General features: G+C 69.2%; 8 protein-coding genes. 3 read left to right on the top strand and 5 right to left on the bottom strand.

All coding sequences use genetic code 11. The annotated features are described in order from the left end of the window. Positions 1-270: T6SS immunity protein Tli4 family protein (locus tag F615_RS20195; protein ID WP_026330352.1), on the top strand; the 270-nt coding region annotated here is incomplete at its 5' end. Positions 271-351: 81 nt separating this feature from the next. Here F615_RS20195 and F615_RS0114620 read toward each other — a convergent pair. The 4 genes from F615_RS0114620 to F615_RS0114605 are packed head-to-tail and all read right to left on the bottom strand — an operon-like array spanning position 352 to position 3,795. Continuing rightward, positions 352-1,245: a hypothetical protein gene (locus tag F615_RS0114620; protein WP_019561924.1), complete on the bottom strand. Its 894-nt coding sequence runs from the start codon at positions 1,243-1,245 to the stop codon at positions 352-354. Continuing rightward, positions 1,242-2,318: a glycosyltransferase family 4 protein gene (locus F615_RS0114615; protein ID WP_019561923.1), complete on the bottom strand. Its 1,077-nt coding sequence runs from the start codon at positions 2,316-2,318 to the stop codon at positions 1,242-1,244. The genes F615_RS0114620 and F615_RS0114615 overlap by 4 nt, the downstream gene beginning before the upstream one ends. Positions 2,319-2,320: 2 nt before the next feature. Further along, positions 2,321-2,746 carry a 6-pyruvoyl trahydropterin synthase family protein gene (locus F615_RS0114610; protein ID WP_019561922.1) on the bottom strand — a complete coding sequence of 142 codons (426 nt, stop codon included), beginning with the start codon at positions 2,744-2,746 and terminating at the stop codon, positions 2,321-2,323. A 23-nt stretch (positions 2,747-2,769) separates the two neighbouring features. Next, a complete protein-coding gene (locus tag F615_RS0114605; RefSeq protein ID WP_211211813.1) occupies positions 2,770-3,795 on the bottom strand; it encodes a zinc-dependent alcohol dehydrogenase in 1,026 nt (341 codons plus the stop codon). Between the two features lie 57 nt (positions 3,796-3,852). On the opposite strand from F615_RS0114605, the gene F615_RS0114600 reads away from it, so the two are divergent. Together F615_RS0114600 and F615_RS0114595 are read left to right on the top strand one after the other, a co-directional pair. Continuing rightward, complete coding sequence (locus F615_RS0114600; protein ID WP_019561920.1) at positions 3,853-4,674, top strand: CDP-alcohol phosphatidyltransferase family protein; 822 nt, start codon at positions 3,853-3,855, stop codon at positions 4,672-4,674. Then, the gene (locus F615_RS0114595; protein ID WP_019561919.1) at positions 4,671-5,276 is read left to right on the top strand and encodes a YceI family protein; all 606 of its coding nucleotides are present in this window, start codon (positions 4,671-4,673) and stop codon (positions 5,274-5,276) included. The genes F615_RS0114600 and F615_RS0114595 overlap by 4 nt, the downstream gene beginning before the upstream one ends. Here F615_RS0114595 and F615_RS0114590 read toward each other — a convergent pair. Next, entirely contained in the window at positions 5,248-6,036 is a 789-nt protein-coding gene (locus F615_RS0114590; RefSeq protein WP_033371603.1) for an FkbM family methyltransferase, read from the bottom strand. The genes F615_RS0114595 and F615_RS0114590 overlap by 29 nt on opposite strands. Positions 6,037-6,048: the final 12 nt, after the last annotated feature.

Raw genomic sequence — 6,048 nt, 5'->3', positions numbered from 1 at the left:
TCCATCGGGCGTGAACCTGCCGAAGTATCTTCGGCTCGGGTTGCTGGGCATACGGCCATCATCCAGACGGACCAGTCGATAGAAGGTCAAGAACACCCCTTCCTGACCATCGAGTTCTACAACGGCCACTACATTCCCTCGCCGCCGCGCAGTTTGGAGGAGATGGCCAAGATTCCTGACTTGACGCAAGCCACGCTGAGCGAAGCGCAGGTGCTGGCGCTGTGGGATGCGATCACGGCGACGCTGCGTCCGCGGCCTGGGGCGTTGTGATGCCTTGCCTCTCCAGAGCATCGGGTGGCTTCTTGGATGGCTGGGGCGTGTGGCGGTCGACGGGTCCGTGCGGATATGGGGTCATGCGTGCCACCATCCAACGACCTCGGTGTGCCCCACGCGCACGCACAGGTGCTCGATGTGCGCCTGCCGCCGTCTCGCCCAGTTGCGAAAGGTGGTGGCCTGGGTGGGTTGCTGTTCGCAGGCGGCAGCCTGGATGCCTTCGACCAGGGCACGGCGCAAGGCGGCGGTGCGGGGACCTTCGAGCAGCCAATCCGAGGCGGCAGTGCGGACGCGGTAGCCGGTATCGGCCAGCAAGCGGACAAGGACTTGCGGGGCCCGGGGTCCCAGGGCTGGGCCAAAGCCTTTGTCGCGCCCTTGGTGGGCGCCAAAGGCGGCTCGAACCAAGGCATCGTCCGGGTCGCTCGGGGTCCAATGGTCGCGTCCGTCGACGCCAAGGGCCATCCACACGGCCGCGCCGTGAGCATGGCTGGCCATCACCAGCCGTCGCAGCCAGTCCTCGGAGACGAGGTCGATCAGTGCCGAGGCGGTGAGCAGTTGCACGCCGGCCCAGGGCAGGCGGTCGAGTTCCGTGGCGAGGTCCAGGCAGCGGGTCTGCCAGTGCACGTGCCAGCGGCCTGCGGCGTCACGCAACGCACCTCGTTGCCCACTGGGGTCGATGTCGCAGGCGTGGCCGTGCCGTCGAGCCCAGTGCTGCAATGCCGCGGGCACAGCGGCCAGCAGAGCCGGGTCATGGTCGATGAGGGTCCAGGTTTGTCGGCCTGCCAGATCAGGGGCCAACGCGCGCAGGTTGGCCCCCGTGCCGCAGGCCAGGTCGAGCACGCCCAGGACGACGTGGGCACCGCGCAGGCTGCCGGCCAGCGCGTTGGCGTCGAGACGGCGTGCTGCGGCTTGGCGGGCGGCTTGATCCGCGGGCTCGCGCAAGGCCAGCCAGTCGACAGAGAAGCCGCTCATGGCCGCACGCCCACCTCGAGCAGCAGCCGGGCCATGTGCTCGACGGCCCGCTCCCAGCGCGGCAGGCGTTCGCGGGCCTGTCGCGCCCCGGCGGCGAGCTTGGCCCGCAGCCGCGGGGTGGTGAGCCAGCCTCGCAAGGCGTCGCGCAGGGCGCGCACGTCGCCGGGGGGCACCATCAGGCGGGCGGCTTCGGGCACGGTCTCGGGGCTGGCGCCGCCGCTGGTGCACACCACGGGCAGGCCGCGGGCCAGCGCCTCGGTATAGACCATGCCGTAGCCTTCATACCAGGACGGCAGCACGAACAGGTCGGCCGAGGCGTACAGCGCCTCCAGTGCCTGGTCTTCGACCACCCCGGCCAGTTGCACGCGGTCGCTCAAGCCGTATTGCTCGATGGCAGCGCACACGGCGCGGGTGGTCTCGGTGTCGCGCGTGGTGCTGCCTGCGCACACCAGCTCCCAGGGCAGCTCCCGCAGGCCAGCCAGTGCTTCGACGAGCTCGGCCTGGCCTTTGCGCACGCTCAGGCTGCCGACGCACAGCAACCGGGGCACGCCGCGGTGTGCCAAGGAGCCGGTGGCCACGGGGGCAGGGTCCACGCCGGGTTCGATCACGGTCACGCGTCCCGGGGTCACGCCCCAGCCCTGGCTGCCGGCGGCGGTGAGGGTGCGTGCCGTGGTCGGGCTGGTGACGACGATGTGCCGAGCGTGCGACAGGGCGCGGGTTTCGCTGTCGCGCAGCACGGCTTGATGTTCCGGCAGCAGGCCGGTTTCCAGCGCCAGAGGATGGTGCACGAGGGCCACCCAGCGCAGGCGCTGGGCATGCTCGGCGGCCAGTCCGGGCAGCGCGCCGAAGGCCAGCCCATCGGCCAGCACGCATTCGCCCTCGGGCAGGGCGGCCACCGCGCGTTGGGCCTCGTGTTCGGCCGCGGCCGTGGGCCAGGGATAGTTGCCGGGCAGGCTCAGCACGTCCACGCGCCAGCCGGCCGCGCGCAGGCCGCGCACCATGGCGCGGTCGTAGCGATAGCCGCCGGTGGGGGTGTCGAGGTCACCCGGAAGCAGCAGGGTGCAGCCAGGCATGGTCAGGCATGCATCGGCGGCGGGGCGATCGGCAACGCAGCTTCGAATGCGGCCCAGGCCAGGTGGGATTCGTGCAGCGTCACTTTGGCGTGGGTGAGGCCCAGCGCGTTGGGGCCCAGGTCGCCACGGGCGATGCGTTCGGCCACGCGGTCGAAGATCACGCGCGCGAGGAACTCGGTGGTGGTGTTGTGGCCCCGGAAGGCGGGCTCCTCGTCGAGATTGCGAAAGTGCAGCGTCGACAAGACCTCGCGCAGCACCTCGGTGGCGCGGCCGATGTCCACCACGAGCCCGTCGGCATCGAGCGCGGGGCGGCGCAACTCCAAATCGACCACATAGGTGGCGCCATGCAGGCGTTGGGCCGGGCCGAAGACGGCGCCGCGGAAGCTGTGGGCGATCATGAAGTGATCGCGAACGGTGAGGCTGTACATGGGAATGAGGGGGCTGTCGTGGCTCAGTCGTAGTCGATGCGATGGCACAGGATGCCAGGGCAGTCACCGCGGGCCAGGCGGGACAACACCTCGGGCAGCTGTGCGAAAGGGGCATGGTGAGTGATCAAGGCGTCCAGCCGTGCGTCCAGGGCCAGCAACGCCAGGGCGCGCTCCAGGCGCCGGCGGCGGCTCCAGCGTGCCCGCATGGGGGTGGCCACCTGGCCCACTTGCGAGCTGCGCAGCGCCAGCCGTTTTGCATGAAAGGCCTGTCCCAGCGGCAGGTCCACCGTCCGGGTGCCGTACCAGCTCAGCTCCAGCACGGTGGCCTCGAATCCTGCCAGCGTCAGCGCGGTGCGCAGCCCGGCGGGCTGTCCGCTGGCATGCACCACCAGGTCGGCCTCACCACAGGCGGCCTCGGGCAAGGCAAAGCCCAGGCCCAGGTGGGTGGCGATGCTGGCGCGGCTCGGGTCGATGTCGACCAGTTCCACCTGGCAGCCGGGTGTGCGCGCGGCCAACCAGGCCACCAGCAGGCCGACCACCCCACCGCCGACCACGCTGATGCGTCCGCCAGGCGGCGCAGCAGCGTCCCACAGGGCGTTCAAGGCGGTTTCCATGTTGGCCGCCAGCACGGCTCGGGACGGAGGCACGCCTTCAGGCACGGGCACCACGGCTTCGGCGGGCACCACATAGCGGCTTTGGTGCGGGAACAAACAGAACACCGTGCGGCCGATCAGAGCGGGCATGCCGGCCTCGACCACGCCGACACTGGCATAGCCATATTTGAGCGGCGCAGGGAAGTCTCCGGCTTGGAATGGCGCGCGCATGCGTTCATATTCCGAGGTGGGCACTTCCCCGCGGAAGACCAGGCTTTCGGTGCCGCGACTGATGCCGCTATGCAAGGTGCGCACCAACACTTCGGTGCGTGTGGGAGCGCGCAGGAATTCAGCGCGCAGTTCGGCACGGCCGGGCTCGGCCAACCAGCAGGCCCACGCTGGTGTGGCCGGCGCAAGCGGTTCGTGAGACGATGGCCGAGGGGCGCTGGGGGGCATGGGGCGGTGTGGTCGAAGGCGACGTCGCGAAGCTTGTAAAGGCATCTTATGCCGCGAATGAAGGACACGGGCGCCACAGGGTTGGCGGCTCCCGCAAGCGAGGGGGGGCTGCAGGCCTTGCGGCGCGAGGCGATGCGATGCTTGCTGCTGGGCGCTGCGCTGGTGCTGGCCGCAGGCGTGGGCGCAAGCGCGGCATGGCCGGCTCTGTGGGGTCCGGCATATGCGGCCAAGGCGCTGAGCGTGTTTGCGCTGGCTGCGGTGCTGGTGTTGCGGGGGCTGTCGTCGCACCGCAGGCCCGATGGACAACTGCATGCGCGCTTCGGTGTGGCCAATCGAGTGAGCCTGCTGCGCTTGGCGATGCTGGCCATGCTGGCGGCTTTGCTGGGCGAAGACGCGGCCCATGCCGCTCACCCGGGAGGCATCGCGTTGGGCTGGGCCGTCGTCGTCTGGGCCACGGTGGGGGCCGTGCTCGATGCCGTGGACGGCCCGCTGGCGCGTCGCCACGGGGACGTCAGCGAGTTTGGGGCGCGTTTGGACATGGAAACCGATGCCGCGTTGATACTCGTGCTGTGCCTGCTCATCGTGCAGTTCGGTCAGGCCGGGCCGTGGGTGCTGGCCGCAGGGGCGATGCGCTATGCCTTCGTGGCCGCCGGCCGCCTGTGGCCGTGGCTGGCGCGGCCGCTGCCGCCGAGCCTGCGCCGCAAGACGGTGTGCGTGGTGCAGATCGTCACCTTGATCATCGCGCTGGGTCCCAGCATCCCGTCGGGTGCGGCGGCCCTCATCGCCGGTGCGGGATTGCTCTTGCTGACCTATTCCTTCGCTGTGGACGTGCGTTGGTTGATCCAGCGGCGTCATCTTCCCTTGGAGAATGCATCATGACTCACTTGTTGCGACATGGGCGCGCCTGGATGGTGGCGCTCGCGCTGTTTGCCGGCTGCGCTGCTGTGCGGGCCCAGGCTCCTCGGTATGTGCTCGATGCCGAGCACCTGTCGATCGGCTTCTTGGTCGATCACATCGGCTACGCCAAGGTGCTGGGCTTGTTCCGCGAGGCCCGAGGCTCGTATCGCTTCGACGAAGCCACGGGCACCTTGAGCGAGGTGCGCATCGAAGTGGACACCGACAGTGTGTTCACCAACCACCGTGCCCGAGACAACCACTTGCGCAGCGCCCAGTTTCTGAATGTGAAGGAGTACCCCCGCATGGTTTTCACCGCCGAGGGCGCCAAGCGCGTGGGCGAGCGTCTGTACGAGATCAACGGTCAGCTCGAACTGCTGGGCCAGCGTCAGCCGCTGACGCTGCGGGCCACTTGGAACAAGAGCAATGTTTACGAAATCCCCGGTCAGGGACGGCCCTATGTGATGGGGGTCTCGGCACGCGGCAGCTTCAAGCGCAGCGCCTTTGGCATGAACTATGCCGTGGCCAATGGCTGGGTGGGCGACGACGTCGAGCTGATCATCGAGTTCGAGGCGCGGCGCCAGTGAAAGGTGCTGGTGCGGGGCTGAGGCGTCGCGCGAGGATGTCGCCGGAGGCTGCATCCCGGGGCAAAGCGCGCAACCATGCGCGCATCGCCTCGGCGTCCAGCGGGCTGGGCGGATGCAGCCGCAAGCGCTCGCCCCAGCTCCATTGGTAAGAGTATCGGCCCAGGGTTTCCAGGCGGTCGATGCAGTCCAGTGCCAAGTCGCTCAGCGGCGCCAGGAACTCGAAAGACAGGGCCGGCACGGGCTGACTCAAGCCGTTGAGCACTTCCAGCTCATAACCTTCTACGTCGATCTTGATGAAATCTGGCTGGCCATGTTGCGCCATCAGTGCATCGAGCGTGCTCACTGGCACCCACGGCCCTGGCGACCAGCGCACGCCTCGAAACGAGGCGCTGGCGCCGACTCGCCGGGCCCAGTCGGCCGACAAAGTGCTCACCGTGGGCGTGGCTTCGCTGGCCAGCAAGCGTGCTTGGCCTTCTGAGCGGCCCAGGGCCACGGGCAGCACCGTCACGTTCGGGTCGTGCGCAAACCAGCGCGACAACAAGACCGCGAAATCGGGCTGCGGCTCTACTGCCACCACGCGCGCGCCCAGTGCACGAAAGGCCCGCACCCGGTTGCCCACATGGGCCCCCACGTCGAAGGCGAGCCCTCCGGCGGGCACGAACGGGGCGTAGAAGCGCCGCAACTGCGCCGAGCGCCACGGAATGCCGTGGTAGATGGCCAGGGAACGCAGCACGCCGAAGAGACGGGCGAGTCGGGTCATGGTGGGCATTGT

Source organism: Caldimonas manganoxidans ATCC BAA-369 (genome assembly GCF_000381125.1).
In the GTDB taxonomy this organism is placed as follows: domain Bacteria; phylum Pseudomonadota; class Gammaproteobacteria; order Burkholderiales; family Burkholderiaceae_C; genus Caldimonas; species Caldimonas manganoxidans.
This window is presented reverse-complemented; position numbering and strand designations above follow the sequence as displayed.

Coding starts and splice junctions, on each gene's coding strand:
- F615_RS0114610 (WP_019561922.1), bottom strand. CDS start 2,746: ATGTACAGCCTCACCGTTCGCGATCACTTCATGATCGCCCACAGCTTC.
- F615_RS0114615 (WP_019561923.1), bottom strand. CDS start 2,318: ATGCCTGGCTGCACCCTGCTGCTTCCGGGTGACCTCGACACCCCCACC.
- F615_RS0114595 (WP_019561919.1), top strand. CDS start 4,671: ATGACTCACTTGTTGCGACATGGGCGCGCCTGGATGGTGGCGCTCGCG.
- F615_RS0114600 (WP_019561920.1), top strand. CDS start 3,853: ATGAAGGACACGGGCGCCACAGGGTTGGCGGCTCCCGCAAGCGAGGGG.
- F615_RS0114590 (WP_033371603.1), bottom strand. CDS start 6,036: ATGACCCGACTCGCCCGTCTCTTCGGCGTGCTGCGTTCCCTGGCCATC.
- F615_RS0114605 (WP_211211813.1), bottom strand. CDS start 3,795: ATGCCCCCCAGCGCCCCTCGGCCATCGTCTCACGAACCGCTTGCGCCG.
- F615_RS0114620 (WP_019561924.1), bottom strand. CDS start 1,245: ATGAGCGGCTTCTCTGTCGACTGGCTGGCCTTGCGCGAGCCCGCGGAT.